Source organism: Ruegeria sp. CDSB029 (genome assembly GCF_059611125.1).
Genome location: NZ_JBXWOX010000014.1, coordinates 48892 through 75342 on the forward strand (window position 1 = coordinate 48892; position 26451 = coordinate 75342).

Annotated in this window: 36 protein-coding genes; 19 read left to right on the top strand and 17 right to left on the bottom strand. The window is 58.4% G+C overall.

Annotated features, from left to right (window positions below):
- Positions 1–18 precede the first annotated feature (18 nt).
- The 3 genes from AC2FI8_RS16250 to AC2FI8_RS16260 form a co-directional block, all read right to left on the bottom strand.
- Positions 19–3474 carry a chromosome segregation SMC family protein gene (locus tag AC2FI8_RS16250; RefSeq protein ID WP_496780152.1) on the bottom strand — a complete coding sequence of 1152 codons (3456 nt, stop codon included), beginning with the start codon at positions 3472–3474 and terminating at the stop codon, positions 19–21.
- A 139-nt stretch (positions 3475–3613) separates the two neighbouring features.
- Positions 3614–4009, bottom strand: coding sequence for a hypothetical protein (locus AC2FI8_RS16255; protein ID WP_496767209.1), 396 nt, complete (start codon positions 4007–4009; stop codon positions 3614–3616).
- Between the two features lie 45 nt (positions 4010–4054).
- A complete protein-coding gene (locus AC2FI8_RS16260; RefSeq protein WP_496698514.1) occupies positions 4055–5254 on the bottom strand; it encodes an aminotransferase-like domain-containing protein in 1200 nt (399 codons plus the stop codon).
- 156 nt (positions 5255–5410) lie between these two features.
- Here AC2FI8_RS16260 and AC2FI8_RS16265 point away from each other — a divergent pair, with 156 nt between their 5' ends.
- Positions 5411–6181, top strand: a complete 771-nt coding sequence (locus AC2FI8_RS16265) for an FCD domain-containing protein (RefSeq protein ID WP_496780154.1) — start codon at positions 5411–5413, stop codon at positions 6179–6181.
- Between the two features lie 3 nt (positions 6182–6184).
- Here the strand turns inward: AC2FI8_RS16265 and AC2FI8_RS16270 are convergent, their stop codons facing one another.
- The 7 genes from AC2FI8_RS16270 to AC2FI8_RS16300 all read right to left on the bottom strand — a co-directional run bounded on the left by AC2FI8_RS16270 (position 6185) and on the right by AC2FI8_RS16300 (position 10670).
- Positions 6185–6967: a class I SAM-dependent methyltransferase gene (locus AC2FI8_RS16270; RefSeq protein ID WP_496780156.1), complete on the bottom strand. Its 783-nt coding sequence runs from the start codon at positions 6965–6967 to the stop codon at positions 6185–6187.
- A 3-nt stretch (positions 6968–6970) separates the two neighbouring features.
- Positions 6971–7831, bottom strand: coding sequence for a hypothetical protein (locus AC2FI8_RS16275; RefSeq protein WP_496780158.1), 861 nt, complete (start codon positions 7829–7831; stop codon positions 6971–6973).
- Between the two features lie 268 nt (positions 7832–8099).
- Complete coding sequence (locus AC2FI8_RS16280; RefSeq protein WP_496780160.1) at positions 8100–8660, bottom strand: F0F1 ATP synthase subunit B; 561 nt, start codon at positions 8658–8660, stop codon at positions 8100–8102.
- A gap of 5 nt (positions 8661–8665) precedes the next feature.
- Entirely contained in the window at positions 8666–9217 is a 552-nt protein-coding gene (locus AC2FI8_RS16285) for a F0F1 ATP synthase subunit B' (RefSeq protein ID WP_058278974.1), read from the bottom strand.
- Positions 9218–9303: 86 nt separating this feature from the next.
- A complete protein-coding gene (locus AC2FI8_RS16290) occupies positions 9304–9528 on the bottom strand; it encodes a F0F1 ATP synthase subunit C (protein WP_005981269.1) in 225 nt (74 codons plus the stop codon).
- 48 nt (positions 9529–9576) lie between these two features.
- The gene (locus tag AC2FI8_RS16295; protein ID WP_058278975.1) at positions 9577–10335 is read right to left on the bottom strand and encodes a F0F1 ATP synthase subunit A; all 759 of its coding nucleotides are present in this window, start codon (positions 10333–10335) and stop codon (positions 9577–9579) included.
- 2 nt (positions 10336–10337) lie between these two features.
- Positions 10338–10670 (bottom strand): AtpZ/AtpI family protein, encoded by a 333-nt coding sequence (locus AC2FI8_RS16300; RefSeq protein WP_058273313.1) that lies wholly within the window; start codon positions 10668–10670, stop codon positions 10338–10340.
- A gap of 231 nt (positions 10671–10901) precedes the next feature.
- Between AC2FI8_RS16300 and AC2FI8_RS16305 the strand changes: the two genes are divergently transcribed.
- Positions 10902–11237: an ArsR/SmtB family transcription factor gene (locus AC2FI8_RS16305; RefSeq protein WP_058273314.1), complete on the top strand. Its 336-nt coding sequence runs from the start codon at positions 10902–10904 to the stop codon at positions 11235–11237.
- A 2-nt stretch (positions 11238–11239) separates the two neighbouring features.
- Here AC2FI8_RS16305 and AC2FI8_RS16310 read toward each other — a convergent pair whose 3' ends face one another.
- The 4 genes from AC2FI8_RS16310 to AC2FI8_RS16325 all read right to left on the bottom strand — a co-directional run bounded on the left by AC2FI8_RS16310 (position 11240) and on the right by AC2FI8_RS16325 (position 13890).
- Positions 11240–11653, bottom strand: coding sequence for a universal stress protein (locus AC2FI8_RS16310; protein ID WP_496767225.1), 414 nt, complete (start codon positions 11651–11653; stop codon positions 11240–11242).
- 106 nt (positions 11654–11759) lie between these two features.
- Positions 11760–12038 carry a hypothetical protein gene (locus tag AC2FI8_RS16315; RefSeq protein WP_496767227.1) on the bottom strand — a complete coding sequence of 93 codons (279 nt, stop codon included), beginning with the start codon at positions 12036–12038 and terminating at the stop codon, positions 11760–11762.
- Between the two features lie 62 nt (positions 12039–12100).
- Complete coding sequence (locus AC2FI8_RS16320; protein ID WP_496780162.1) at positions 12101–13015, bottom strand: DMT family transporter; 915 nt, start codon at positions 13013–13015, stop codon at positions 12101–12103.
- The gene (locus AC2FI8_RS16325; RefSeq protein ID WP_058273318.1) at positions 13012–13890 is read right to left on the bottom strand and encodes a LysR family transcriptional regulator; all 879 of its coding nucleotides are present in this window, start codon (positions 13888–13890) and stop codon (positions 13012–13014) included. Before AC2FI8_RS16325 ends, AC2FI8_RS16320 begins: the two co-directional genes overlap by 4 nt.
- Positions 13891–14008: 118 nt before the next feature.
- Here AC2FI8_RS16325 and AC2FI8_RS16330 point away from each other — a divergent pair, with 118 nt between their 5' ends.
- The gene (locus AC2FI8_RS16330) at positions 14009–14590 is read left to right on the top strand and encodes an FMN-dependent NADH-azoreductase (RefSeq protein WP_496780164.1); all 582 of its coding nucleotides are present in this window, start codon (positions 14009–14011) and stop codon (positions 14588–14590) included.
- Positions 14591–14661: 71 nt separating this feature from the next.
- Entirely contained in the window at positions 14662–15402 is a 741-nt protein-coding gene (locus AC2FI8_RS16335) for an aspartate/glutamate racemase family protein (RefSeq protein WP_496780166.1), read from the top strand.
- Here the strand turns inward: AC2FI8_RS16335 and AC2FI8_RS16340 are convergent, their stop codons facing one another.
- Positions 15403–15933: a prolyl-tRNA synthetase associated domain-containing protein gene (locus tag AC2FI8_RS16340; RefSeq protein ID WP_496780167.1), complete on the bottom strand. Its 531-nt coding sequence runs from the start codon at positions 15931–15933 to the stop codon at positions 15403–15405.
- Positions 15934–16022: 89 nt separating this feature from the next.
- Here AC2FI8_RS16340 and AC2FI8_RS16345 point away from each other — a divergent pair, with 89 nt between their 5' ends.
- The 13 genes from AC2FI8_RS16345 (at position 16023) to AC2FI8_RS16405 (ending at position 24065) form a co-directional block, all read left to right on the top strand.
- Positions 16023–16541: a hypothetical protein gene (locus AC2FI8_RS16345; protein ID WP_496780169.1), complete on the top strand. Its 519-nt coding sequence runs from the start codon at positions 16023–16025 to the stop codon at positions 16539–16541.
- A 161-nt stretch (positions 16542–16702) separates the two neighbouring features.
- Positions 16703–18208 carry a signal recognition particle protein gene (ffh, locus tag AC2FI8_RS16350; protein WP_496767238.1) on the top strand — a complete coding sequence of 502 codons (1506 nt, stop codon included), beginning with the start codon at positions 16703–16705 and terminating at the stop codon, positions 18206–18208.
- 41 nt (positions 18209–18249) lie between these two features.
- Positions 18250–18762: a GNAT family N-acetyltransferase gene (locus AC2FI8_RS16355; RefSeq protein WP_496780171.1), complete on the top strand. Its 513-nt coding sequence runs from the start codon at positions 18250–18252 to the stop codon at positions 18760–18762.
- Positions 18759–19310 carry a GNAT family N-acetyltransferase gene (locus tag AC2FI8_RS16360; RefSeq protein WP_496767241.1) on the top strand — a complete coding sequence of 184 codons (552 nt, stop codon included), beginning with the start codon at positions 18759–18761 and terminating at the stop codon, positions 19308–19310. Before AC2FI8_RS16355 ends, AC2FI8_RS16360 begins: the two co-directional genes overlap by 4 nt.
- Positions 19307–19858: a GNAT family N-acetyltransferase gene (locus AC2FI8_RS16365; protein WP_496780173.1), complete on the top strand. Its 552-nt coding sequence runs from the start codon at positions 19307–19309 to the stop codon at positions 19856–19858. Before AC2FI8_RS16360 ends, AC2FI8_RS16365 begins: the two co-directional genes overlap by 4 nt.
- Positions 19855–20151, top strand: coding sequence for a chorismate mutase (locus AC2FI8_RS16370; RefSeq protein WP_170561253.1), 297 nt, complete (start codon positions 19855–19857; stop codon positions 20149–20151). The genes AC2FI8_RS16365 and AC2FI8_RS16370 overlap by 4 nt, the downstream gene beginning before the upstream one ends.
- Before the next feature lie 42 nt (positions 20152–20193).
- Complete coding sequence (rpsP, locus tag AC2FI8_RS16375; RefSeq protein ID WP_170350323.1) at positions 20194–20583, top strand: 30S ribosomal protein S16; 390 nt, start codon at positions 20194–20196, stop codon at positions 20581–20583.
- A 12-nt stretch (positions 20584–20595) separates the two neighbouring features.
- Positions 20596–21231, top strand: coding sequence for a 5,6-dimethylbenzimidazole synthase (gene bluB / locus AC2FI8_RS16380; protein WP_496780176.1), 636 nt, complete (start codon positions 20596–20598; stop codon positions 21229–21231).
- A gap of 6 nt (positions 21232–21237) precedes the next feature.
- Positions 21238–21387, top strand: coding sequence for a hypothetical protein (locus tag AC2FI8_RS16385; RefSeq protein WP_496767250.1), 150 nt, complete (start codon positions 21238–21240; stop codon positions 21385–21387).
- On the top strand, positions 21380–21883 hold the full coding sequence (rimM, locus tag AC2FI8_RS16390; protein WP_058278985.1) for a ribosome maturation factor RimM: 504 nt from the start codon (positions 21380–21382) through the stop codon (positions 21881–21883). The genes AC2FI8_RS16385 and rimM overlap by 8 nt, the downstream gene beginning before the upstream one ends.
- A complete protein-coding gene (locus tag AC2FI8_RS16395) occupies positions 21883–22698 on the top strand; it encodes a hypothetical protein (RefSeq protein ID WP_496767252.1) in 816 nt (271 codons plus the stop codon). The genes rimM and AC2FI8_RS16395 overlap by 1 nt, the downstream gene beginning before the upstream one ends.
- Complete coding sequence (gene trmD, locus AC2FI8_RS16400; protein ID WP_496780179.1) at positions 22695–23504, top strand: tRNA (guanosine(37)-N1)-methyltransferase TrmD; 810 nt, start codon at positions 22695–22697, stop codon at positions 23502–23504. The genes AC2FI8_RS16395 and trmD overlap by 4 nt, the downstream gene beginning before the upstream one ends.
- A gap of 198 nt (positions 23505–23702) precedes the next feature.
- Entirely contained in the window at positions 23703–24065 is a 363-nt protein-coding gene (locus tag AC2FI8_RS16405; RefSeq protein ID WP_147235301.1) for a hypothetical protein, read from the top strand.
- Here the strand turns inward: AC2FI8_RS16405 and AC2FI8_RS16410 are convergent.
- Positions 24062–24865 (bottom strand): glycoside hydrolase family 25 protein, encoded by an 804-nt coding sequence (locus AC2FI8_RS16410; RefSeq protein ID WP_496780181.1) that lies wholly within the window; start codon positions 24863–24865, stop codon positions 24062–24064. The genes AC2FI8_RS16405 and AC2FI8_RS16410 overlap by 4 nt on opposite strands.
- Before the next feature lie 378 nt (positions 24866–25243).
- Here AC2FI8_RS16410 and rplS point away from each other — a divergent pair, with 378 nt between their 5' ends.
- Together rplS and rpmE are read left to right on the top strand one after the other, a co-directional pair.
- Positions 25244–25627, top strand: a complete 384-nt coding sequence (rplS, locus tag AC2FI8_RS16415; RefSeq protein WP_058273331.1) for a 50S ribosomal protein L19 — start codon at positions 25244–25246, stop codon at positions 25625–25627.
- A gap of 11 nt (positions 25628–25638) precedes the next feature.
- On the top strand, positions 25639–25860 hold the full coding sequence (gene rpmE / locus AC2FI8_RS16420; RefSeq protein ID WP_010437577.1) for a 50S ribosomal protein L31: 222 nt from the start codon (positions 25639–25641) through the stop codon (positions 25858–25860).
- 79 nt (positions 25861–25939) lie between these two features.
- On the opposite strand, the gene AC2FI8_RS16425 is transcribed toward rpmE, so the two are convergent.
- Positions 25940–26404 (bottom strand): GNAT family N-acetyltransferase, encoded by a 465-nt coding sequence (locus AC2FI8_RS16425; protein ID WP_496780183.1) that lies wholly within the window; start codon positions 26402–26404, stop codon positions 25940–25942.
- Positions 26405–26451 lie beyond the last annotated feature (47 nt).

Sequence of the window (26451 nt, forward strand, 5' to 3'; positions counted from 1 at the left end):
TAACGTTGCAGTGAACGATCAGGCGACCATCTGTTCGGCCTTTTTCAGATCGACCGAAACCAATTGACTGACGCCCTGTTCCTGCATGGTCACGCCAAACAACCGATCCATCCGCGCCATGGTCACCGCGTGGTGGGTGATGATCAGGAACCGAGTGTCCGTCTGGCGGCACATTTCGTCCAGCAAATCACAGAAACGGGTGACGTTGGCGTCATCCAGCGGCGCGTCGACCTCATCCAGCACACAGATCGGCGCGGGGTTGGCGAGGAAGACGCCAAAGATCAGCGCCGTGGCGGTCAGGGTCTGTTCACCGCCCGACAACAGGCTAAGCGTCGACAGCTTCTTGCCTGGCGGTTGGCACATAATTTCCAGTCCGGCATCCAGCGGATCATCGCTTTCAACCATGACCAGATTGGCCTCGCCACCGCCGAACAGATGCTTGAACAACATGGCGAAGTTAGAATTCACCTGTTCGAACGCAGTCAGCAGACGCTCACGACCCTCGCGGTTAAGACTGGCGATGCCGCTGCGCAGGGCCTTGATCGCCTCTTCCAGATCGGCCTTTTCGCTGTTCAGTGTGTCAAACTCTTCCTGAACTTCTTTGCTGTCTTCTTCGGCGCGCAGGTTCACCGCACCCATTGCGTCTCGTTGACGCTTGTGGCGGTTCACTTCGGCCTCCAGCGCGTCGGCGGCAGGCATCTGGTCGGGGTTCACATCCAGTTGGTTCAGCAACTGGTTCGGCGTCAGCTGCTGGTCTTCAGCGATCCGCTCAGCGGCGGCCACGACGCCTTCCTTGGCTGCGTCACAGCGCGCCTCGGCCGCCGCGCGGGATTCGCGGGCTTCCGACGCCAAACGTTCAGCCTCACGCTCGGCCAACACAACCTCGCGCTGCTGCGTTTCAGCCTCGGCAAGCTTGTCGGCGGCCTCGGCGCGCCGGGCCTCGGCTGTTTCGATCAACTCGTTCAGTTCTTCACGCGCCTCGGCGATCTCACCCGGGGCGGCCATCGCCTCAGACAGTTCCCCCTCAGAGCTTTCCTTGCGCTCGACCAATTCCGAGATACGTTTTTCTGCTGACTCCAACCGGTGCCGCCACCCACTGAGGTCCTTTGTCACTTCTTGAGCCCGCCGCGTCCGCGCCTCGCCTTCGCGGCGCAGCTCATCATGGGATGAACGATGGGTCAGCATGGTGATCCTTGCGGCCTCAACCGTTTGCTTGATGTCCTCGACCTGCGCACGCGCGCTATCGACATCACCCAGGCCATCCAGCGCTCCCTCGGCCTCGCGCAGTTGCGCGCGGGCTGACATGGCATCTTCCTTGTGCCGGTCAACAGCAAGGGCGAGAGTTTCCAGCTTACCCTGCGCCAGATTGCGGTCGGCCTCGGCCCGGCTCAGCTGACGCGCGGTTTCCGCCATCCGCTGGTCGGCTGCTCGGCGGGCTTCGCGGGCCCGGCGGTCTGCTTCGGTGACGTCCGCCAATTGCTGCGACAGCGCTTCATGCGCGGCGCGGGCACCATCAGCCTGCGCTTCGGCGCGGGTAAGTTCCTGTTTCAGAGCTTCAAGCTTGTTGAGCTGCTCCAACCGCAAGGCTGCAGCGCTTGGCGCATCCTCGGCCCATGCCCGAAATCCATCCCAACGCCACAAGTCACCTGAACGGGACACCAGACGCTGCCCCGGCTTCAATGAGGCTTGCAGCTGCGCGCCCTGATCCGCATCAACCAACCCGATCTGAGCGATCCGGCGGCTCAGACGGTCTGGGCCCGAGACATGCAGCGCCAATGGTTCGGCCCCGTCGGGCAAGGGCTGATCTGCATCATAGCCCGAAACTTGTACCCAGCCCGACGGTCCGTCGGCGTCGACCAACGGTGTACGCAGGTCGTCAGCCAGTGCCGCCCCCAGCGCCTTTTCATAACCGGGCTCGACCCGCAGCAGATCCAGAACCTGCCCGCCTTCGGCCGTATCCCGTTCGACCAGTTTGGCGAGGGCCGATGTCTCAGCGCGGATTGCACCCAATTCACCCTCTGCCTCGGATCGCTGAGCGCGCGCCTCGGCCTCGCGCGCCTGCGTTTCGTTGCGCAATTCATCTGCCGCAGCCAGCGCTTCTTCGGCGGCCTCTGCAGCCTCGCGCGCTTCTTCCTCGCCTTCCTGCGCTTGTTCGTATGCTTCGCTGGCGCGGGTCAAAGCATCTCGGGCTTCGTCTACTGCACCACGGGCTTTCTCTTCCTCACCCTCGGACCGGGCCAGTGTCTTACGGCTGTCTTCGACCAATCGTTGCGCCGACTGGTGACGGGCTACAAGACGCGCCATATCCTCGGTTTCCTGCGACAAGTGATCTTCACGATCCTGCAGCACAGATGCGGCTTCGCGCGCGATCTCGGCGGCCTTAGCCACTTTGTCGTCATGCCCTTCTGCCGCTTTGGCCAGTTCGCGTGCTTCCCATTCCAGACGCTCGATCATCTGGCCCGCGTCCCGGTTCAGGCCGGTTTCGCGTTCGATATCGTTGGCCAACTGCTGAATTCGGTTGGCCAGCGTCTCGATCGTCTGACGCGCGCGGGTTTCTTGATCAGCCAGCTGATCACGCTGCACCTGCTGACGTTGCAAGACGGCGGCGGCGATTGCCTCCTCCTCGCGCAACGGTGGCAGAGTTTCCTCGATTTCAGACCGCTTGGCGCTGGCTGCGCGCGCTTCGGCCTCGGCACGGGAAGCTTCGGTGATCCGCTCGCGCAGCACGTCCTCGGCTTGCTGGCGGGCCATGTCGGCCTCTTTCCAGCGGCGATAGAGCAGCATGCCTTCAGCCTGCCGTAGTTGCTCCCCAATCTCACGGTACCGCGAGGCCTGACGGGCCTGACGCGCAAGCTGCGCCAATTGGGTGCCAAGCTGTTCAAGAACGTCATCCACACGGGTCAGGTTGGATTCGGTGCCCTTCAGCTTAAGCTCCGCCTCGTGGCGGCGCTGATAAAGGCCCGAGATACCGGCCGCCTCTTCCAGAATGCGGCGACGCGCGCGGGGCTTGGCGTTGATCAGCTCGGCAATGCGGTTCTGCCCCACCAGTGCAGGTGAATGCGCGCCGGTCGAGGCATCGGCAAAAAGCATCTGGACATCGCGCGCCCGAACATCTTTGCCGTTGGTCTTGTAAGCGCTGCCGACATCGCGGGTGATGCGACGCACAATTTCCAACTGATCGCTGTCATTGAACCCCGAAGGCGCCAAACGTTCCGAGTTATCCATCGTCAGGACAACTTCGGCAAAATTTCGGGCCGGACGCGTTGCGGCCCCGGCAAAGATCACATCCTCCATCGCGCCACCGCGCATGGATTTGGGGCGGTTTTCGCCCATTACCCAACGCAACGCTTCCAGAAGATTGGACTTGCCGCAGCCATTTGGGCCCACCACACCGGTCAACCCATCCGCGATAATCAGATCGGTCGGGTCAACAAAGCTTTTGAAGCCGGTGAGTTTAAGTTTGCTGAACCGCAAAGGCCGCTCGTCCCATGATTCCTATATCTGGAAGTCTGCGCAACCCATTGGGGGTGAGTCAACGGAGTAACGCAGGATATGGGATTTCATGCCAAGTTATCCACAATATCTTGCCAAAATACGCAAAAAAGCGCGTATCTCAGTAAGGAGCACACTCAAAAACCTGATAGCCATGGTCTTCGTAGTAGCCATAGTCGGAACATTCATAGGGACCGCGAAGAAGGCTGCCGAAAATCAGCTTTTTCCCAAGTTCCCGGTCGCAACCCAGAATGCCCACAGTGACCGCAGCGTCGCCCAGAACATCCAGCAACGGGCAACCCGACACCTGTGCCATAGCCAGTGCGGCCCGGTCGCGTATGGGGCCAAGGCGCGGAGCATATTGAGAATTGATGCGTACAGCCTCAGCCAGTTGATCGCGGATCCGCACGTCAAATACACTGCCGTTCACCGCCACACGGGTCGCAGGCACATCGCGAAAGTGGGGCGTGCCGGCCGAGCAAGCGGCCAGCACTAGGAGGGACAGATACCGGATCATACCCCCAGCATTGCGCCATCAAGGTTAACAAAACCTTTCCGCCGGTCAGGCGCGCAGAACCTCGCCCAATCGCTGAATACCTTCGCGGATTGCATCCTCATCCGAGTTTGAGAAACTCAGCCGGATCGTGTTGGTCCCGCTGCCGTCCGGGAAAAAGGCTCCACCCGGGACAAAGGCGACTTTGACCGTGTCCAACGCCCGGGCTAACAGTTCGGCCCCGTTTGTACCGACCGGCAATGTCAACCACACGAACATGCCGCCTTCGGGCCTGGTCCACTGCACGCCATCGGGCATATGGTCCTGCAACGCCTGCAACATGGCGTCGCGGCGGGCACCATAGACACGACGCAGCATCGGGATATGCGTGTCGAAACAAGCCCGTGCCACCTGGTCAATGGCCATCTGGTTGATGGTCGCCGAATGAAGATCGGCAGCCTGTTTCATCAGCACCAATTGAGAAATCACCGGCTTTGCCGCCACGACCCAACCAACCCTCAACCCCGGTGACAGGGTTTTCGAAAAGCTTCCGCAATAGATCGTGCGGCAATCTTCAATCGACCCTTTACGCGCCAATTCCAGTGCCAGAACTGAGGGGATGGCATCCCCGTCATAACGCAGGGCCTGATAGGCGCCATCCTCGATCACCGCACAGTTCAACTCATCTGCCAGATCCAGCAGCGCCTCCCGCCCCCGCAGATCCACGGTTTCGCCTGTCGGGTTGGCGAAGTCGGGCGAGAGATAGGCGAATTTGACCGCGCCTTCGCCCGCTGACGCCGCGTATTCTGCAGCGCCCCGGTTGCCATTGATGCTGAGCCGGTCAAAACGCGGTTCATAGGCATTGAATGCGGCCAATGCGCCCAGATAGGTCGGCCATCCGACCAGCGCAGTATCGCCCGGCGACAGATAGAGTTTACCCAGATAATCTAGTGCCTGCTGCGAGCCTGATGTGATCAGGATGTTCTCAAGCCCGCATTCCACTCCGATAGAACGCATGTGGTCGACGAGCCATTCCCGCAGCGGGACGTAACCCTCGCTGACGGAATATTGCAGCGCCTGGGCCTGCTGATCCGGGCCTAACGCAGCTTGAAAGGCGGTCGCGAACCCTTCGGCTGGAAACAACGCGGGATCGGGGATGCCGCCTGCAAACGAGATGATCCCCGGCTGATCCAACAGCTTTAACAATTCGCGTATCTCAGACGCTTTCATCCGGGATGCCCGCGTGGCGAACAATTCGTGCGTAGACATGAGTCTCCTCCGCTCTCATTCACGGCCAGCGTAGAGAGGAACAACATAAAGTCAATAATACTGACCTAATTTTTTCTAACCACGTGAACCCGAATTCTTGAACCTCGCAGCCATCCATGGTCATGTCAGTTGACCAATTTCCGGAATGACGCCTGTATGCCTTTTCAAAAAGTTCAGACCGAAAAGCTTTCAATCGCGGTGGTTCGCCAGATTGAGCTGCTGATCCTGCGCGGCATACTGCGCCCCGGCGAACGTCTGCCCGCCGAACGCGAATTGGCCGAGCGGCTGGGCGTATCCCGGCCATCCCTGCGCGACGCGATCGCAGACCTGCAAAGCCAAGGGTTGCTGACAGCCAAGGCAGGGTCCGGCATCTATGTGGCCGAGGTTCTGGGCTCAGCCTTCTCCCCGGCGCTGATCCGGCTGTTCGGCAGCCATGACGAGGCGGTATTCGATTACCTCTCGTTCCGGCGCGACATGGAAGGGTTGGCCGCCGAACGCGCGGCCCGGTTGGGGTCGGACAGCGACCTGAAGGTGGTACAGACGATTTTTGCAAAGATGGAAGCCGCCCATACCAGCAATGCGACCGAAGATGAGGCGCAGCTGGACGCGCAATTCCACATGGCTATCATCGAGGCCAGCCATAATGTGGTCATGTTGCATATGATGCGGTCAATGTTCGATCTGTTGCGGCAAGGCGTGTTCTATAACCGCCAGATGATGTTCCAGCAGCAAACGACGCGCGAGGCCATCCTGGACCAGCACCGCGCCATCAACACCGCGCTTCAGGCACGCGACCCGGCCGCTGCCAGATACGCAGTTCAAGAACACCTGAGCTTTGTTGAACGCTGCATGTCCGATCAGCAAAAAGCAGAAAGAAACGAAGAAATCGCTCAGCAACGCCTTCAGCACGAGGCAGGCACACTGTGATCGTCAACGTTTGAGTTGCATCGACTTTACGCGTTGCTTCATGTCTTCATAGTCCTGTTGCGTCAGGCTGGCACGACGAAACGCTTTTCGAATTCTCCATTGCTGCCACCGGCTGGGCCACGTGAGGCTGTCCAGAGTAGTGAAGGCATAAAGGTCTCCACGTAGGTGAACTTTCCGCATCCCCAACTGCTCAGCCATATAATCCAGGCTTTGCTCAGAGAAAAAGCTGATGTGTTGGCCCGTCTCAAAAGCCCAGTACCACCAGTCGCGCGGCGGTAGATCCTTTGGATCGAAGCAAGTTGCCGAAAAAAAGAGCGTTTCGAAACCAAATTTCGTGCGCGCCTCTTTTATGTGCGAAAGCGGATCCGGCAAATGTTCAAGAACTTCAAAGGCCGTCGCAACTGCATATGTTCCATCATCCGCCTCGAATCCGCGCGCCAACAGATTTTCGGCATAGGGGTCGGACCAGTGAAAATTCAGTCCAATGTCCCTTAGGCCGCGAACAAACAGACCATAGCCTCCGCCAATGTCGATCCCTCGGGCATCTTCAAGACCACTCGCTCGCATAGCTGTTGACACACGGCGCAGGTTCGACAGGTTTCGGACAACGATCCCTGTATCCGTCAACGCGATGGCGTCGCTATACGCTTCTTCCAGCCATGTCGGGTTTTCTACCCAGATATAACCGCAGCTTTCATCCAGAAAGTACTTTGCCGGGTGTCGCCCGATCACATCGCTTTCAAAAAGCAACACTCCAAGTTGCCCGGTGATTGGAGAATAGGGCATTGATCACGTTGCTCCGCTCGAAAGGTCTTGTAGGTTCGGTGGAAATGGTGCTCCGCTGCCTTCACCAAGATGCTCTTGCGGCGCGATAGTCGTCAATGCTGGATCGATATAGAGTCTGGCGCCTCGCGTACGCATTTCCTGATGATACAGGACATGTTCACAGACCAGCCGGTTCTCCTCATCTCGGCATTTATATCTCAGGCCTCGTAGCGCTTGAGTTTTATAAAGGCCGGCCCCCGCAAATGCGCTGTCGACAGGTATAAGTCGGCAATCTTCTGGAATATGAAACTGACGGTCATGGATCATGGTCTTCAAGAGGTTTCGGCGCCATCTTCGTTTACCAAACAAAGGTTTACGCGCGTTGTGTATCTGTTGCCAGACATCCTGTTCGCACCACCCCCGGCAGCGCAAGGCATATAGGTCGTAGTAGGCAGGCCTCGAGTTTGCAAAAACCGCTTCCCACTGAATATCCGAACGCTTGGCCGCTGCTAAAACAGCTTCGGGATTCAGACAGATGTTCGGCCCGTCTAAATCCAGTATCAGAGTCAGGTGGTTGTCACGACCATTCTTTTCGAGAGTTTCAAGTATAGAATTTCGAGCAGCGGTGATACGCTCGACACGTTCAGAAATGTCCGAGATCACACCATCCAGCCGAATGATCTGAACCTCGGTAATCCGGTTCGCGTATTCAGACAGGATCTGATCGGTGTCATCGGTATTGTCATTGGTGGCAATGATGACCGAGTATTGCCCTACCCGTTTCGACAGGTCTTCGATCCGATGGATCGTTTCTTTCAGAGCCGAACCCCCGTTACGCACCGCGCCGACAATGTTCATGGAAACTGTGTTGTCTGTGGCTGGCACGGTCACTCTTTTCCTGTTTCCGGATTTCAGTTTTCTACTTCATCCGACCTTGTTCTGTGCAATCCCAGAGCCTCCGGAAAGGAAGGTAGACGCACTATGGCTCTGTCATAAAACGCCCAAACAACGCCTTCGCATCCGTCAAATCACAATTCGGATCCGCTGCACAAGTGACTAGACTAGGATCGCGCGTCGTCCCTGTAGAAAACAAATGACCCGAAAGCATGCGGCTTCCGGGTCACTTCTGTTACTCGTCTGCTATCTGTCGGTGTCAGTGCAGTTTGTCACCAACATCCGCAATCGCTGCGTCGATCAGTTTGTTCGCCTGTGCGGCCGTCATCTGCTTGGCCAGAACTGCGTTGGCAGCCGATACCGCAACGGTGATGGCCTGATCACGGACTTCCTTGACAGCTGACGCCTCAGCAGAAGCGATCTGGTCCTGAGCTGCTGCCAGACGGCGGGCGATGGATTTCTCCAAATCGACCTTTGCCTGTTCTGCCGCCAGGATAGCGTCTTCCTTGGCTGCAGCCACGATGGCATCCGCTTGGGTCTGCACTTCACGCTGCTTGCGCTCGTACGAGGCCAACAGGCTGCGTGCCTCTTCATGCAGGGCGCGGGCTTCGTCCAGTTCGGACTTGATGCCATCGGCGCGATTGTCCAGCGCGCCACCGATCATGCCCGGTACCTTGAAGTAGAACAGGACCGCGATGAAAACGATGAAGCCGAGAGTGACCACAAAGTCGGTGTTGCCAAGCGAGAAGAACGGGCCGCTTGCAGCCAGCGCAGGGCTAGCGGCACCGACGGTCAGGATAAGGGCAAGAGTATTCCGCATGTCACTTATCCTTTCGTCTGCGCGTCAATTGCACTGTCGATGGCTTTGGCATCTGCCTCGCCGCCCAGTGCTGTGACCAGTTCAGCTGCCGTATCCTTGGCAACCACTTGAATGCTTTCCAGCGCACCGGCACGGATATCGGCAATAGCCTTTTCCGATTCAGCCGCCTTTGCAGCGATTTCCAAGTCTGCCTTGGCAATCGCGTCATCCAGACCTGACTGGATTTCCGCGCGGGCTTCCGCTGCGATACGCTGTGCCTCAGAACGGGCATCGGCCAGCGCCTTGTTATAGGCCTCTTCAGCCTCGACCGCTTTGGCCTTCAGATCTTCGGCCGCAGCCAGGTCATTTGTAATGGTCCCCTGACGTTCCGCCAGGATTGCCGCGATGCGGGGCAAGGCCACGCGAGACAGGACCAGAAAGATGACGACCAGCGTGATGACCAGCCAGAAAATCTGGTTGGGAAACCAATCGAAGCAGAGCTGCGGCATACCGATGGCCGAGCCGTAGGCGTCGACGCAGGTGCCAGCTACTTCTTTGGCAAGGGGTTCAGTCGCCATGATGTCCTCCGTCGGAACGTTGTCTTTACAACAGGTGGGCCGCTATGGCTTGGGCCCACCTGCGCGTAAGGATCAGGTTCCGCAGATTAGACGGCGAACATCAGCAGCAGCGAGACCAGGAATGCGAAGATCCCCAGGGCTTCTGCGAATGCGATACCGATGAACAGGGTTGCGGTCTGCGAAGCAGCCGCCGATGGGTTGCGCAGGGCGCCGGCCAGGAAGTTGCCTGCAACGTTGCCCACCCCGATTGCGGCTGCGCCGGAACCGATTGCTGCCAGGCCTGCGCCGATGTGTGCGAGATCGCCTTCCATGATGTTTCTCCTTACGAATTGGAAGTTTCGATGTTTGGGTATCGGACCTTAGTGCGAAGGATGCAGCGCATCTTTCAGGTAAACACAGGTCAGAATGGTGAAGACGTAGGCCTGAATAAAGGACACGAGGACCTCGAGGCCGTACATTGCGGTGATCGCCAGAACGGACACCGGTGAGATCACGGCAATCGCGGCAAAGCCTGCGAAAACCTTGATAACCGCGTGGCCTGCCATGACGTTACCGGCAAGACGAATGGAGTGGCTGACCGGACGCACGAAGTACGAGATCAGCTCGATGATCGCCAGGACAGGGCGCAGTGCCAGCGGTGCGCTGGACACCCAGAACAGACCCAGGAAGCTTGCGCCGTTCTTGACGAAACCCAGAACGGTTACGGTCAGGAACACTGCCAGCGCCAGCGGGATGGTCACGGCGAAATGCGATGTGGTGGTGAAAGACATGGGCAACATGCCCAGGAAGTTCGCGCAGACGATGAACATGAACAGGGTCATGACATAGGGGAAGTACTTCACGCCTTCTTTACCGCAAATGTCTTCCAGCATCTTGTAGATGAAGCCATAGGCCAACTCAGCAACAGACTGCATTCGGGTCGGAACAATGGCACGTTTCGAGGTGCTGAGAACCAGCAGGGCAAAGATCGCCGCAATAGCCAGAAACAACCACAGAGTCACGTTGGTCGGCGTGTACCACGCAATCGCACCGTCACCGAAAAGCGGTTTAACGATGAACTGATCCATCGGATGGAAAACCAGGCTGCTGCCTTCTGCTGCGGTGGTCTCAGTTGCCACGTTCAGTCCCTCTCGTCCTTATCGGCCGCCTCAGCAGCCGCTTGTTTCTCCTGAACCTCTTTCGCGCTGCGGAGCATAACCTTCACGCCCGCGACAAGGCCCAGCAATGTGAACAGCACCAGGAAGATCGGGATTGTCCCGAGCAGGCTGTCCAGCCCGTATCCGATGCCAAATCCGATCCCAAGACCGGAAACCATTTCGATGACCATCCTCCAGGCAAGCTCGCCCCCGGACACGTCAGCATCCGCACGAGGCTTTGGCGCTTTGGCCTTTTTCGCCGCTGTGATCTTGGCCTCCAGCTGCGCCATACGCTGCTTTTGGTCATCATCGGTCACGGGCAATTCCCTCGCACAGTCTTGGGTAGGGTGCTAAGGGGCGCAAGGCACAGAGTCAACGGTGTTAAATGTCTGACTTTCCGCAGGTTAAGTAATTGAATTTACGCAATTTATTCATGTAATTGAAGCACCATTAAAATGTCCCGATCCATCGGCGTGCGTAAAAACCACTCAATTCGTATATTCAACCAAATGGTTGACCAAAACCGGGCGCTGTGATTGAGCGATAGCATGTCCAATGACCTCGATACCGTTTTCGCGGCCCTCGCCGACCCGACCCGCCGCGCCATCCTTGCAATGCTGCTTGAGGATGATATGGCCGTCACCGACGTCGCCGACCCGTTCGAGATGTCGCTAGCCGCGATCTCGAAACATCTGATCATTCTGACCAAGGCCGGGTTGATCAGCCAGGAAAAGCGCGGGCGGGTGAAGTGGTGCAAACTGGAACCGGATGCGCTGCGCGCGGCATCTGTCTGGATGCAGGGGTTCGGTCAGTTCGAACCGGTCAATTTGGATGCGTTTGAACGTTTTCTGGAAGTCGAACTGCCCGCAACAGACGATCCCTAGACCTATCTAACGACAAACACCGATACTTTGGCGTGTTTGGCCAGATATCCGGCATGGCTGGAAAAAATGTGGTCAGTGATACGCGGTGCGTGCGTTCCAACAACGATCAGGTCGGCCCCAATCTCTTCAGCGGCGCGGGTCAAATCACCGTCGACCTCTGCAGCTACATCTACCGAGTGGATGTTGCGCGCTGAAACCTCGGAGCCACTCTGCTCGGTAAGTTGATCCACAATGGCTTGCAGCTCGACGCTGATCTCCGCGTCTGAATGCGTGACGTCGCCCGGCTGGGTTCCGGTCACGCTGACGATCGTGATCCGGGCGTTTTGCCATCTCGCCATTTGCGCCGCGACATCCAGAGCTTTGCGAATTTCCGGCGGCAGATGAATATCGACCGGGATCATAATGTGATTAAACATGGCATCTTCCTCCTGCCGCCGATGTTAGCGGGCTCAGGAATAGAGCACTTTGATCTGTCTCATGTAGATGACTCCGACCATTTCATCCGGTTCGGCCGGTTCCCAGCTAGCCTTCCTGACTATACTCGACGCCGATGATCACACCCGTTGCATCCGCAAGACACAACCACGGTGCCTGAGCGCCAGTGACCTCAATTGTCGTGATTGTTCCGGTCGGTACCGATTCAGTCGAAATCGCGTTGACGTCAGCGGCCTGAACACCCGTCTCAGCCGATACCAGCGCCTCACAACTGCCTTGAAGGTCGGTCTCCGACGACCCCTGCCCCCCTCCTTGCGTACAGGCGGATAACATCGCACCGACGACAAATAGAATAGCTTGCTTCATCATTCCCTCCGGGATGGTTCATCAGACCCGAGGGTTGTTAGATTACGGCCAAAAGACAAGGGTCATTCCGAGACCGGCGCAGTGTCTTTCGCAGGTTGCTCTTCGCTTTTGAGCAGCAGAACAAGCGCGATCGCGGTTAAAACGACACCGACCAGCACCATGACGGTTGGCGCAGGCCGCCCAAGCGCGATCTCCCACAGGATCACCCAGCTGGGGATCAGATAAGTGTAGGCCATAACCTTGGCCGACGGCAGGCGTAGCGCTGCAAACTGGACCAGAACGAAACTGGAGGCCGTTGCGAAGATAGAAAGATACAGCAGACTGACCCAGACGATCAGCGGCAGGTTCGCCCAATCGGTTGCACGGATGTCTGACCAGCCGACCACCGTCAGGATCACACAACCAGCAACCAGTGTTCCAAATGTAAACACGACTGCGGGCTCGCCCCGGTTCAATTTACGCACCATCGGCGTGTAGATTGCATGCGCCATGCAGCCCCAGAAAAAGATGATCTCTCCGCCACCGATCTCGAAGGCGCGAAAGGACTGCCAATCGGCGCGAAAGATAACCCACAAAGCCCCGGTAGCCCCCACCGTCAGGGCAAAAGCCATGCGCGGCGTGGTGATCTGGCGCAGCAGAACCCATCCGGCGATGGCCGACATGATCGGCGTCAGGGTGAAGACCGCGGATGTGCTGACCGGATCGGCGGTTTTCAGGCCGTAGAACATAAGAACAAAGTAAGTGGCGAACAGCCCGCCCAAAACAGCGTATCGCCACGGCGCGTGCGCAGCGCTGCGCGGCAACCCGGTGGTGGCAAGCGCCGCAATGCCGATGATGACGGCCGCAATCAGAAACCGCCCGGCTGTAATCGCCAACGGTGCAATCTGGTTGGCAACAATCGATCCCAACGAGAAACTACCCGCCACCAGCAGAGTGAATGTGATCATTGCCAAATGACCACGCCCCTGCGGTGTCACGAGAGCCAACCTTTGGATTCTTTCTTAAGGAACGATAGGAAGGCCTGCACTTTGGTCGTGCGATGCAGATCGACATGGGTCACCAGCCAAAGTTTGCCGAACCATTCGGGCAATGGCTCAATAACTTCGACCAACTCCGGATCGCGCGATGCCTCCCACCGCGCCATGAAACCAATCCCTGCCCCGGCCAGAACCGCCTCGCGCAAGCAGAAATTGTTGGTACAGCGGAATGCGATGGCCTCGGCCGGGACAGTGGCACGCAACCACTTGGAAAACGGAGCGCGGCTGTTTTCATCGTCCGTGCCGACAAACAAGTGGTCTGCAAATTCGTCAATGCTCGCTGGTTTGCCTCGGCGTTCGATATATGACTTGCTGGCAAACAAGCCGACCTCCTGTTCGATAAACGGCTGCACAACATTGTCAGGTTGGTCCGGGGCGGCACCCGCACGGATGGCCACATGCGCCTCGCCGTATTCCAGGCGGAACAAGCGGTCCCCGGTCAGGTAACGTACAATCAGACCCGGGTGCATTGATTGAAACTCGGACAGGGCGGGAACGACCAAGGGCGCCAGCGAGGCCAGAGACGTCACAACCAATTCGCCCGACACATCATCGCCACGCCCTTTCATTCGGCCCACCAACTGATTGAACTGATCTTCGGTGGCCTGAGCCACGCGCAGAAGGTCCTCTCCGGCATCGGTTGGGGTATAGCCACGGGCGTGGCGCTGGAACAGCTTAACGCCCAGCCGCGCTTCGATCGCGTCGATATGGCGGATCACGGTGGCATGGTGAACGCCCAAGATTTCGGCCGCGCCGCTGACGGTGCCCATCCGAGCGACCTGATACGCGGTTTTGACTTCGTCCCAATTATCCATGCTCAAGCCTACTGTGCAAAATCCAACAATACCTGTTGGTATATCTGCGTTTCGTTCGCTGACGCAACACTCATATTGGGACCGGAAGCAGATTCCCCGCCAAAAAGGAAACCCTGACATGACCAAGACCATCCTGCATATCGACGCCTCGGCCCGCCGCACCGGATCCGCCACCCGTGACCTTTCCGGCCAGATTATCGGGCACCTTGGCGCCGGACGCATTATCCGCCGCGATCTTGCCAGCCCCCTGCCCCTGCTGACCGAAGACTGGATCAACGCCAACTTCACCCCCGCCGATCAACGTGACGAGGTTCAACGCGATCTGTTGGCCCTGTCCGACGAGTTGGTTGGCGAGCTGCAAAACGCCGACACCATTGTCATCGGGCTGCCGATCTACAATTTCTCGGTGCCTGCGGCCTTCAAGGCCTGGATCGACCTTGTCGCCCGCGTGGGTCTGACCTTTGCCTATTCGGAAACCGGCCCCAAAGGCCTGCTGGAAGGTAAGCGCGCCGTGCTGGCGATCGCGTCCGGCGGCACCGAGATAGGGTCTGAGATCGACTTTGCCACCAACTATGCCAAGCACGTTCTAGGATTCATCGGCATCCACGACGTCGACGTGATTGCGGCTGACAAGATGGCGCTGGATGCGGACGCCGCGTTGGCGAATGCCCAAAAAGCGGTAACTCAACTCGCCGCTTGATCCACCTCTGGCCTTTACCTTGTGAAACGTCCAGTCTGCCTTAAGCGAGATTTGCAGACTGGGCGTTCATCATGAAGAAAATCGGCATTCTGGGCGGTGTGGGCTGGGCCTCGACCGTGGATTATTACCGAGCGATCGCAGAAGGGGCCAGCAGGCACTTTGCCAATCGCGGCCACAGCTCGCCCCTGCCGATCCCGCCCATGACAATCGAATCCGTTACGCAGGCCAAAACACGCGCCCTGCGGGGAACCGCCGGAGACGAGGCCAGTTGGTCCGGGTTCGACGCGGTGTTTCGCGAGGCGCTGTTAACACTTGAAAACGCGGGCTGCGACTTTGGCATCATCGCCTCGAACACTCCGCACGCGCGGCTGCATGCGATCCGGCAAGGTATCACCATGCCCATTCTCAGCATTTTCGATGCAACGGCTGAGGCCACGGCATCTGCCAAGGCGTCCACAGCCCTGGTTCTGGGAACGACAGTGACCATGCAGGCCAGCAATTATTCAGACCGATTGGCCGCTGAAGGGATCACTGCAAATGATCGCTTGCCCGAAACGGAAATTGCCGAGATGCAGGCTATGATCGACAGTGACTTCTACGGCGGCGCATCAGACACGGCGCGCGCTCGTTTACTAACATTCTGCGACAGGCACGCAAAGCCGGGAACCGCGATCTTGCTGGCGTGCACCGAACTGCCGCTGGCCTTTCCCGACCACCTGGATGACCCTGTTTTTGAAGCTGACGGCCACCTGTTCGTCAATCCGTCCGCCGCCCATGTCGCCGCAACCCTCGAAGAGGCGCTGAGCGATTGATCACGGCAGCCAGGTGGTCTCGCATCCGATCTGATCGAAGAATGCCATCAGGTCATCGCGTGTCATGGCGACAGTCCGGTCATTTACCAATGGATGCATATAGATGACGTCCGCCGTTTGCGCGGCGGCGTCCATGAAGAACCGCACATCGTTTGACGCCCCGTTGATCATGGCCAGCGGACTGACCGCGCCGGGGCGGATGCCAAGGTTCTGAAACAGCCGATCCGCCGATCCAAACGACAGATTACCGATCCCCAGCTCTGTGCCCAACGCCTTAAGATCAATCTCGCGGCTTTGTTCCAGCGTCACCAGATAGTTCCGCTTTTTCTTGTCGCGCAGGTACAGGTTCTTGAGGCGCAAGGTGTTTTCGCCTGGTACCAGGAATTGCTCTTCAACGCCTTTGGCATCCTCAACCGTGCGCAGGGGGATATGCGTGTGCAGACGATAGCTCAGCCCCCCGTCATCCAGCCGCTGCAACAGCGCGTCTGAACTGATCGGCAGCGTGTCTTGAAAAGCGGATGACGCATCCATGGGTACCTCCTCGTTTGAGGCGCTAATCGCGCAATGCGCTGACAGATTCAAGCCACGACAGGCCTGAAAATCGATGCTAGCGTGCCGCCATGAAAGTCACGCGCAATTCTCCGAACCAACTGATCTTGTCCGATACGCCATGGTTTATCGGCATCACGCTGGTCTTCTTCATTCTGGCTTTTGTCGGCGCGGGCCTGTTCATGGTCAGTGAGGGCGGTGAGGGCATCTTGTTCGGCATCTTCTTTGCCCTATTCGGCGGTGGGATGGGTCTTGGGGCCTTCTGCGCCTTTGTGCGCCGCGTTCAGGTTATCTTGGACCGGAACAAAGACAAAATAATGATCCGCAGGCAGTCCGTCTTTGGCTATGATACCGTCGAGCATTTGCTTGCAAACTTGTCCCATGCGGAGATCGAAAGCACGGCATCGAGAAGCAATAAGGGGACATCCACCCTATATCGGCCTGTGCTAATATTGGACAAGGGAATGAGCGAGGGCCGGCATCCCATCGTCGAGGCATTCTCAAATCGTCGGGGTGCGCATCGGCTGGTTGATGCGGTCAATGACTGGCTTCCTGCGCGCAAGGTTGACTCTGCCAGCCGATCGGCCTAAAGCCCAACCCAACATCCGGAAGCGTCTGATCTTCCGGTCCCTTGAGTCGTTCAGGGATCGCCCCCCACCAGCGTGTTACGCCCGTGGGGGCGTTTGTGCATTTAACCGGCGCATCCTATCTAAGGCACGCCACCAGATAACCGGCATAGGAGGCCGAAGGCATGTTTGAAAATCTATCCGAACGCCTTTCTGGCGTCTTTGACCGGCTGACCAAACAGGGTGCCCTGTCCGAAGAGGACGTCAAAACCGCTCTGCGTGAGGTTCGGGTTGCGCTGCTTGAGGCAGATGTCTCGCTGCCGGTAGCTCGAGAATTCGTCAAGAAAGTGCAGGATCAGGCCACCGGTCAGGCGGTGACCAAGTCGATTACCCCCGGACAGCAGGTCGTCAAGATCGTGCATGACGCGTTGGTCGACACCCTGCGCGGTGAAGAAGATCCAGGTGCGCTGAAGATCGACAACCCTCCTGCCCCGATCCTGATGGTCGGCCTCCAGGGCTCGGGTAAGACGACCACAACCGGTAAGCTGGCGAAGCGCCTGAAAGAGAAAGAGGGCAAAAAGGTCCTGATGGCCTCGCTCGACGTCTATCGCCCGGCCGCGATGGATCAGTTGGCCGTTCTGGGCACGCAGGTTGGCGTTGACACCCTGCCGATTGTGCCGGGCCAGAAGCCCGTTGATATCGCCAAGCGCGCAAAGCAGCAGGCCACGCTGGGCGGCTATGACGTCTACATGCTGGATACCGCTGGCCGTCTGCATATCGACGAAGTCCTGATGGACGAGGTCGAGCAGGTCCGAAACGCGGTTGATCCGCGCGAGACCCTGCTGGTCGTCGACGGCCTGACCGGTCAGGTCGCTGTTGAAGTCGCCGAAGAGTTCGACGCCAAAGTCGGCATCTCCGGCGTGGTCCTGACCCGGATGGACGGCGACGGGCGCGGTGGTGCGGCGCTGTCGATGCGTGCGGTCACTGGCAAGCCGATCCGCTTTGTCGGTCTGGGTGAGAAGATGGACGCGCTCGAAACCTTCGAGCCGGACCGTATCGCCGGTCGTATTCTGGGCATGGGCGACATCGTTGCCCTGGTCGAAAAAGCCCAGGAAACGATGGAGATGGAACAGACCGAGCGCATGATGAAGCGCATGGTCAAAGGTCAGTTCAACATGAACGACCTGAAAATGCAGCTGGAACAGATGATCCAGATGGGCGGCATGCAGGGCATGATGGGCATGATGCCCGGCATGGGCAAAATGGCCAAGCAAGTCGAAGAAGCAGGCATGGATGACAAGGTGCTCAAACGCCAGATCGCCATGATCCAGTCCATGACCAAACGCGAACGCGCCAACCCGCAACTGCTGCAAGCGAGCCGTAAGAAACGCATCGCCGCCGGTTCGGGCATAGAGGTCAGCGACCTCAACAAGCTGCTCAAGATGCACCGGCAGATGTCCGACATGATGAAGAAGATGGGCAAAATGGGCAAAGGCAAGATGCTGAAACAGGCCATGAAAGGCATGTTCGGCAAAGGCGGACCCTCGCCCGAGGACATGGCCGCGGGTATGGATCCCAAAGCGCTGGAACAGGCCGCCAAGGCGATGGGCGGCAAGATGCCCGGTATGCCTGGCATGGGCGGCGGCATGGCTCTGCCTCCGGGTCTGAGCGGTTTCGGAAAGAAAAAGTGACGCCAGCACGCTGCACCCAGCCCCCGTCCGGAAAGGCGGCGATGGCAGCAGCGCAATATCGCGCGGCCTTGCCGGTCATTCAGACCCGGCGGCTGGTCCTGCGTGCGCCCACTTTGGACGACCTGCCGGTGTGGACGTCAGTCTGTGCAGAAAGCTTTGGCGACACTGAGCAAGAAGCCTGGACCGAGTTTTCCTACTATACCTCCGGCTGGCTTCTGCATGGTCATGGCCTGTTCTCGGTCACCCTGAAAGATGGCGGTCAGGTCATTGGCTTCGTCATTCTGGGCTTGGAATGGGACGATCAAGAACCCGAGCTTGGCTATGTTTTCAGCGCCGAATACCGCAAGCAAGGCTACGCCATTGAGGCCTGCACTGCCGTTCGCGACTTCGGTTTTGACCTGCTCGGGCCCGGCCAGTTCGTCAGCTATGTATCGGCATCCAACGTCCGCTCGAATGCGCTGGCTCAACGCCTTGGTGCGTCCCGTGACGCCATGGCTGAGAGCGCCTTTGGCGCAGACCAACATGTCTGGCGCTATGGCGAGGTGCAGGCATGACACTTTCCATGGCGATCCCGACGCTGGAAACCGAGCGCCTGATCATGCGTGCCCCCTGCGAAGCTGACTTCGCAGCCGAGGCCGAGTTCTTTGCCAGCGATGCCTCAAAATTCGTCGGCGGCCCAAAACGCCCGGACGAAACTTGGCGCGCAATGGCGATGCTGCTGGGTCACTGGGCCATGCGCGGATATGGGTTCTGGGGCGTCGAAGAAAAGGGCACCGGCACCTATGTCGGCCATGTGGGCCTGTGGTTCCCCCATAGCTGGCCCGAGCCCGAAATCGGCTGGACGTTGATGAATAACGCCACCGGCAAAGGTTACGCGACCGAGGCCGCTCTGGCCGCGCGTGCGCATGCCTATGATGTGCTGGGGTGGGAAACGGCGATTTCTCTGATCGACCCGGACAATCTGGGCAGCAAGGCCGTGGCCGAAAGGCTGGGCGCGCAGTTTGATTATACCTACGAACACCCGGGTTTCGGTACAATGCAGGTCTGGCGGCACCCTGCGCCGGCCGATCTGGTGAATGGCGGGATCGAGGCCTACGCATGACGTCGTACACCATCCCCACCGTTGAAACAGGAAACCTGATCCTGCGGGCACCACAAGAAGGTGATTTGCCCGCAATGACGGCTTTCTTCGCGTCGGAACGCAGCCGTATGGTCGGTGGGCCAAAAACGCCGCTGGAGGTATGGCGGTCGCTTTTGGGCCGGTTCGGGCACTGGGCCATCATGGGTTACGGCGGTTGGCACATCGTTGAAAGGGCAAGCGGCGCGTTTGCAGGCTGGACCGGGATCATCAACGCCCCGGGCTGGGATGAGCCGGAATTGGGTTGGGTCGTTTTCGACGGCTTCGAAGGCAAGGGCATTGCATACGAAGCTGCGATGGCTGCCCGCGCCTATGCCGCCCAACACCAGGGGGTGAACGGTCCGATCTCATACATCGCCCACGCGAATGACCGCTCGCGCGCATTAGCCGAACGTCTTGGTGCCACTTATGAGCGCGAAGGCGAGGTTGTCGGCGAACGCTGCCAGGTTTGGCGGCACCCGAAACTCGATACTACTGACACCGCTTTGACCGCTGAGAGGACCGGCCAATGAACAACCCTGTGACACGGGCTGCGACGTTGCTGAAAGAGCATCGCGAAAGCATTGATCGGCTGGACGCGATCCTTGTCTACACGTTGGGCGAGCGGTTCAAGCACACCCAGGCCGTTGGCAAGCTCAAGGCCGAACACGAACTTCCCCCGTCCGATCCCTCGCGCGAGGCCGCGCAGATCGCACGGTTAGAAGAACTGGCGAAAGAGGCCGATCTGGACCCCGATTTCGCCAAGGCTTTTCTGAATTTCATCATTCAGGAAGTCATCCGACACCACAAGAAACACCAGAACTAAACCGGTGAACCACCGGATACGCCATTCAAAGGAGATACCACCATGGCAATGAAAATTCGTCTCGCCCGCGGCGGCTCGAAAAAGCGTCCTTTCTATCGCATCGTAGCGGCTGACAGCCGTATGCCCCGCGACGGCCGTTTCATCGAAAAGCTGGGCACCTACAACCCGCTGCTGCCGAAAGACAGCGAAGAGCGCGTGAAAATGAACATGGAGCGCATCCAGTACTGGCTAGACCAGGGCGCACAGCCCACCGACCGTATCGCACGTATGCTGGAAGCTGCCGGCACCCGCGACAAGGCGGAGCGCAACAACCCCAACAAGGGTACCCCGGGCAAGAAAGCTCAGGAACGTGCAGAAGAAAAAGCTGCAAAGGCTGCTGAAGCTGCCGAAGCGGCGGCTGCGCCGGCTGAAGAAGCAGCAGCAGAAGAGTAAGCAGGTCGGCGCGTGCAGGATCAGGACTTCACCGACGATTTTCGCACGCAGTTCGAACTGTTGATGCGGCTCCGGCGCGATGTGCGCCGGTTCCGCACCGATCCCGTGGACGAGGCGGTGCTGACGCGCTGTCTCGACACATTTCGATTGGCCCCTTCAGTGGGGCTGAGCGAACCCTGGCGCGTCATTCGCGTCGAAAGCGAAGCGGCGCGTGCCGCAGCGCTGGAGAATTTCCAAAACGCCAACGAAGAGGCCCTTGCGGGATACTCGGGGGACAAGGCGCTGAAATATAGCCGCCTCAAGCTGTCCGGCATGCAGGAAGCGCCTGTTCAGCTGGCTGTTTTCTCAGACGAGACGACCAACAAAGGTCTGGGGCTAGGCGCGGGCACGATGCCCGAGATGCGCCGCTATTCCGTCGTTGCCGCAATCACCTTGTTTTGGCTCGCTTTGCGGGCCGAGGGGTTGGGTCTGGGCTGGGTCTCGATCCTTGATCCAGAACAGATGAAACGCGATCTGGCTGTGCCTGACGATTGGTCTCTGGTCGGCTACTACTGTGTGGGCTGGCCGGAAGAAATGTCTGAAAGACCCGAACTTGAGCGTGCCGGCTGGGAACAGCGCAGCGCCCGGTTGCATCTCGAAACGCGGTAAAGCCAGATGTTCGGACTGATACGACTTCCCATCCTGTTGCTGATCGCTTTTATTGTGGGCGTGTTCTTTGAGCGCAATAACCAACGCGAGGCATGTGCCTCGCTTGGAGACTGGCAGGACGGATTATGTGTAACGACGGAAGAGCCAAATGACTGATCTGATCTGCGTGGGCAGCGTTGCGGGGTCTTACGGCGTGCGCGGCGAAGTGCGGCTAAAGAGTTTTTGCGCCATCCCAGAGGATATCGAGACCTATTCGCCCCTAACTGACGAAGACGGCAAGGAACGCTATCCGCTGGTCCTGACCCGCCCAATCAAAAACGGCTTTGCGGCGCGTTTGGGTGGGATCGAGACCAAAGAACAGGCAGACGCCATCAACGGCCTCCGCCTGTTCGCGCGGCGTGATCAGCTGCCATCATTGCCTGATGACGAATTCTATCACACCGACCTGATCGAGCTTGAGGTCTACGACACCGGCGGAACGCTGCTGGGTCGTGTGAAGTCGGTACAAAACCACGGCGCCGCAGATCTGCTGGAACTGCACGGGCCGGGGTTGAAAGGCACCGTTTTTCTGCCCTTCACGCTTGAGGTTGTTCCAACCGTGGATCTGGACAAAGGCCGCATCATCGCAGACCCGCCCGAGGGGCTGATCTGATGCGACGCGTTCTGCTGCATCTGGGGCTACACAAGACCGGAACCACTGCAGCTCAGTCGTTTCTGTATGAAAACCGCGAGTTGATCTGGCCACATTTTGCACTGTTGCTGCCTTACAAGACGCGCAAATTGGGGCTGTCAGGTGCTGCGACCCGCCACTCCATCTATGGAACCGTGGGAACGCTGTCCGAATTCAGCTCGCAGGCCCGAGAGTATCTGGCCACGCGGAACTTCGGCACGAAACGTGGCCTGATCGTCAGTGAAGAGAATTTCAGCGGCCTGCGACCCAGCCGCAATATCGAACAGGGGTATGCAGCTACACCCGATCTGGCCGCTTGTCTGGTGGACGCCGTCCGCGATCGGTTCGAGGATCAGGAGGTCAATATCACGATCTACCTGTCCCTGCGCCAGCGCGGAGCGTGGTTGCGCAGCCTGTGGGCTCACGATCTTCAAAGAACCCGTGAAGTCCAGGATTTCGAAACCTTCCGCACGAACATGGATCACCTGCCCCCGCTCGAGGAAACGGTCTCGGAAATTCGCAAGAAACTGCCGTCGGTCACCGTGATCCAAGAGTGGCTGGAAGAGACGCATTTGCGCCGCTTTGGTCCCGGTACGCCTTTTGCCGAATTCCTGAACTTGCCTCGGGAAAAAGCGCAGCTTTTGGTGCCGCCCACAAAATCCAACAGCAGGCTGCCGGAAAGCGTGCTGGCCGAATTGCTGACGCTGAACCGATCCCATCTGGACGAAGCTGAGCTGACCCGGCAAAAAGCGCTGGTAGTAGAGCGGGCAAAGAACGCGATGGTCGGCACAATATGACAGACAAGCCAGGCAAATCTCACGGACGCAAGGCAATCCGACCCACGCTGAAGCCGCGTGAATTGATGACTCCGACACCTGACCTGCACGGGGTCTGGAAGGCGAAAATCATCACCCTGTTCCCTTCGGCCTTTCCCGGCGTTCTGGGCGAAAGCTTGACAGGCAAAGCCCTGCAAGAAGGGTTGTGGCAGTTAGAGACCGTGGATCTGCGCCAGTTCGGCGTTGGCAAACATCGCAATGTCGACGACACGCCGGCCGGCGGCGGCGCGGGTATGGTGTTGCGCGCAGACGTGCTGGGTGAGGCAATCGAACACACAATGGCTGGTGTGCAAGGCAACTGGCCGTTGATCTACCTCAGCCCGCGCGGTCGCCGGATGGATCAACGTATGATGCAAAACCTCGCACGCTGCGACGGTATGACCTTGCTCTGCGGTCGGTTCGAAGGCGTCGATGAACGCGTGTTGGAACATTACGGCGTTCAGGAAGTCAGCCTTGGGGATTTCGTGATGACCGGCGGCGAGATCGCAGCCCAGGCGCTGATTGACTCAACTGTGCGGTTGATTCCCGGCGTATTGGGCAACCAGGCCTCAGCCGAAGACGAGAGCTTTTCCTCGGGTCTTTTAGAGCACCCGCAATACACCCGACCCGCAGATTGGAAAGGCCGTCCGATCCCCGACATTCTGATGTCTGGTCATCATGGGCGCATTGCCGAATGGCGGCACCAGATGTCTGAAGAGATCACCCGCAAGCGACGCCCTGATCTGTGGGAACGCTATGAGGAATCCGGGGACGACACACAGGATTGATACCCCGAGTGTGGCTTGTATGCAGCACGTTCCTGTATTTAGCGAACACCACTTGAAGCTGATGTTCTGAAAAAATACTCATCTTGAAGATATTGCAAAATGCGATTTCAATTCAACGCATAACAGGCTGCTAAATGAAAAAAAATCATATGCTTAGCTGTGCTTGCCCTTTCAGCTTGCACAACCAAGCCTCTTGAGATGGCAGTGCCCACTCAGGCGGGCCATAACCTGCACTCCGCAAAGGTCGCCGTGCAATCATGCGCCACCGAGGAAGATATTGGGGGCAACAGCGCGGTGATTGGTGGATACGCCACGAATATCCTGCTGTGGGGCGTGATCCTTGGCCCCATCGTTACGGCGCCCTTCGACGATAAGCTTCGCTCACAGGGTGAAATTGACCAGGTGCACCGCTGCATGACCGAACTTGGCTTCGAGCGACGCGAACTGACTGATGGAGAGCGGTTCTGGCTGCATCACACATCTGGCCAAGAACGGGTACGCCGTCTGGATCACCTTGTGGCGGGAGGAACCATTGAAACTTATGGGGCACCAAGCGGCTAAGTGCCCCCCGCCTTCCATCTGGCCCATATCTCAGGCGGGCCGTTGAATGTGTTGATGTCCACTTCCCCCTGAACGCCAGGAACCAAACCCGTGCCCGTATACTGCCAAAACCGCCACGCGGCCTTGGGGTAAACGTTGCGCGGGTGCCCGGCGACCGACCGCAGCCAGAATTCCGTCTTGGGCAGGCGGGCGATATCGGTGTCACCGTAGAAATCCACGGTCGTATAGACGATCGGGCGGCGGCCATAGTGGCGTTCCAGGATATCAAGGAACCGCTTCGCCTCGGACCGGACGGTGGCGCCATCGGGTCTGATGGTGCAGGTCTTGGAATGTGGCGTCCATTCCATATCCAGCACATGCGGCAGGTCGGCACCTCGGGGCACGTTCTCGATGAACCATTTTGCCTGCTCATGCGCCGGTCGGCAAAAATAGTAATAGTGATAAGCCCCCCATGGAACACCGGCGGCTTGCGCGCCGCGCCGGTGATCATCAAACAAAGGGTCGGCTACGTCCCCCCCCTCGGTCGCCTTGATGAATACGAAACTGACACCGGAGGACTTGGCCCTGCGCCAGTCAATCGGACCCTGCCATCGCGAAACATCGAGCCCGTGAACCGGATAGTGCCCCGGATGCCGGCCTTCCCACTCATGCGGCTTGGCATCCCCAAAGCTTGGAAAAATGACCGAAGGCGACGTGGTGCTCAGAAATGCCTTTGGTTCAACCTGTTGGGGCGGCGGGCTGCTGCGACCGCAAGACAGGGTCGCGAAGGCCATAACAGCCAGCATCAATGCTGTACGCATGGTATGTTCCTGTTCCAAATTTCTGCTCTTATAATTCCCTCTAGAATGCCCGATCTGCCTGACAAGGCAACGGTGTTGTTGACAAGCGGCGAAAACCTACCACTCCGCCCCGATCTTTATAGAGATTCAGGCTTGATCCCTGCGCACAAAGCCCGTAAAGCAGCGCAATCCGGTGCCGCGACATGCGACTCCGGTGTTTTGGTTTGCATCATGGCGTGACGCCCGGCTTTCTTCGGCCACGGCGCGGCAGGGCAGACCAGGCATAAGGAACATTCGATCTGACCTCTGGCGGGCTGTTCGCAGGACCCGGTGAAGACCAAGAGCTCTCAGGCCGTGCTCAACTTCGTGGACCAACCACGAGCAGATAGGAGAAATGCGATGGACCTGATCGCACAGCTTGAGGCGGAACAGATTGCCGCCCTGGGGAAGGACATCCCCGATTTCAAAGCCGGTGACACCATCCGTGTCGGCTTTAAAGTGACCGAAGGGTCGCGCACCCGTGTGCAGAACTACGAAGGCGTCTGCATCGCCCGCAAAGGTGGCAACACCATCGCCGGTGCGTTCACCGTTCGCAAAATTTCGTTTGGCGAAGGCGTAGAACGTGTGTTCCCGCTGTATTCGACCAACATCGACAGCATCACCGTTGTCCGCCGTGGCCGCGTCCGTCGCGCCAAACTGTACTATCTGCGCTCGCGCCGTGGTAAATCCGCGCGTATCGCAGAAGTCACCAACTACAAGCCCAAGGCTGGCGCCGAAGCGTAAGGAACGGAAAGATGAAAAAAGACATCCATCCCGATTATCACGTCATCGACGTCAAAATGACCGATGGCACCGTGGTTCAGATGAAATCCACCTGGGGCGCCGAAGGCGATCAGCTGGCTCTGGAAATCGACCCCTCTGTGCACCCCGCATGGACCGGTGGTTCGTCGCGCCTGTTGGACGCTGGCGGCCGTGTGTCGAAGTTCAAGAAGAAATACGAAGGTCTGGGCTTCTAAGCCTGACCCGTTTGAGATGCGAAAGGCCGCCCACCGGGGCGGCCTTTTTTGTGCGTAGAACGTTGCCAAAAATAAGTGGCTAAGCCAGTCGCATGATCAACTCGACCTCTCCATCGACAAGCCGGCCAGTCGGCGCAAACCCGAACGATTGATAAAGCGGCAGCGCACTGCCGGGTTCGTCGACGACGCTGATCACCAGATTAGAGCGACCCTTTTTCAAAGCCACGGATTTTGCAAAATCCAATGCGGCCATTCCATAGCCCCGGCCCTGACGAGATTTGTCGACCATCAGCCGCCAGATATAGACGCCATCTGGGTCATCCCCGTCATCCAAATCTGCGTCGGGATGCGCCATGTCGATTATGGCAAGCAAACCCACCGCATCGCCGCCATCCCAAATGCCATAGATTTCTGACCCCGGTTCGAAGATCGACTGCGCCATCGTCATTAGATTTGTCGCGACAAACCCTGCCTGATCTTCGCGCACAGACAATGCCGCCAAAGGGCGCAAGGTTTTTTGAGAGAGTAACGCAAACTCAACCATGGAGACCTACTATCACAGTCATATTTCTAGTAGAAGAATTGCCAACA